Here is a 1,476-nt window from a genome sequence, read left to right as displayed (position 1 = left end):
GCGTCGCGCAGGGCCGCGAGCTCCGCGTCGAGGCGCCCCGCGACCGCGAGCGGGCCGGCGTCGTCGAGGACGCCGAGCGCCGTGGCCGTCATGTCGGCGCGCGCCCGCACCCCGCGCTCCTCGGCGCGCCGCGCGCCGACCGCGGTCACCCACGGCGCGACGACGCCCGCCAGCACCAGGCACGCGGCGAGGGCCAGGCCGGCCGGCGGCCAGAACAGCGCCATCGCCGCGCTCGAGCCGACCCCGAGCACCAGGGCGACCGCCCCGGGCAGCAGGCCGCGGACCACGACGTCGCCCACCGCGTCGACGTCCGCGCCCACGAGGGCGAGCAGGTCACCGCGGCGCACCGCGAGCACGGCCTCACCGCGGCCGGCGGCCAGCCGCGCGTACAGCGTCGTGCGCAGCGCGACCATGCCGCGCAGGGCGACGTCGTGCGACACGAGGCGCTCGAGGTACCGCAGGACCCCGCGGCCGATCCCGAACGTGCGGACGGCCACCGTCGCGACCGACAGCGTGAGCACCGGCGGCATCTGCGACGCGCGGGCGATGAGCCACGCGGACACGGCGGCGAGGGCGACCGCGCAGCCGAGCGCGAGCGTGCCGAGCAGCACCGCGAGCGCGACGCGGCGCGGGTCGGCGTCGAGCAGGCGGACCGCGCGGCGCAGCGTGCCGCGCGGCGGTCGGGCGGGTGCGAGGTCCGCGCCCGGCGTCGTGGCGCCGGGTCCGGGCGTCGTGGCCCGCGCGGTCGTCGGCGCGCTCACGGCGTCCCGGCCCCGACGAGGTCGTCCGCCGCGGCACCGACGGGCACGACGTCGTCCGCCCGCGCCACCAGGCTCGGCCGGTGGGCGACGAGCAGCACCGCGCTGCCCGCGGCGCGCAGGGCGTCGACCGTGTCGAGGACGACGCGCTCGCCCGCCGCGTCGAGGTGCGCGGTGGGCTCGTCGAGGACGACGATCGCCGTCGGGTGCAGCAGCGCGCGCGTGAGGGCGAGCCGCTGGCGCTGCCCGACGCTCAGGCCGGCGCCGCCGGTGCCGAGCGCGGTGGCCCACCCGTCCGGGAGCGTGGCGACGACGGCGTCGAGGCCCGTGCGCGCCGCCGCCCGGTCGCGGTCGGCCGGCACGGGGGAGCCGAGCAGGGCGTCGAGCGTGCCCGGCTCGAGCACCGGGCGCTGCGGCAGCCACGTCACCTGCCGCCACCACGTCCCCGGGTCGACGTCCGCGACGTCCACGGCGGCGCCGTCCGCGCCGACGAGCCGCACGGTCCCGGCGTCGGGCGTCAGCAGGCCCAGCAGCGCCTCGACGGTCGTCGTCTTGCCCGCGCCGGACGGCCCGACGAGCGCCACGACCCGCCCGGGCCGCAGCGTGACGTCCACGCCGGCGGGCGCCCGGCCGCCGCGGGCGCGCACCGGTCGCTTATACACATCTACGACCCCACGAGAAACAAACTCCGAACTCGTATGCCGTCTTATGCGTGAAA

Annotated in this window: 2 protein-coding genes; both read right to left on the bottom strand. The window is 79.6% G+C overall.

Going from position 1 to position 1,476, the window contains the following annotated elements:
• A partial coding sequence (locus AB6N23_RS18345; protein ID WP_489672013.1) for an ABC transporter domain-containing protein occupies positions 1–761 on the bottom strand: 761 nt, incomplete at its 3' end.
• Positions 758–1,405: an ATP-binding cassette domain-containing protein gene (locus tag AB6N23_RS18340; RefSeq protein ID WP_412867388.1), complete on the bottom strand. Its 648-nt coding sequence runs from the start codon at positions 1,403–1,405 to the stop codon at positions 758–760. The genes AB6N23_RS18340 and AB6N23_RS18345, both read right to left, overlap by 4 nt.
• Between the last annotated feature and the right edge of the window lie 71 nt (positions 1,406–1,476).

Source organism: Cellulomonas pasadenensis (assembly GCF_047229365.1).
Taxonomy (GTDB): domain Bacteria; phylum Actinomycetota; class Actinomycetes; order Actinomycetales; family Cellulomonadaceae; genus Cellulomonas.
The sequence above is the reverse complement of the archived record's forward strand: the minus strand, read 5'-3'. Positions and strand labels throughout refer to the sequence as shown.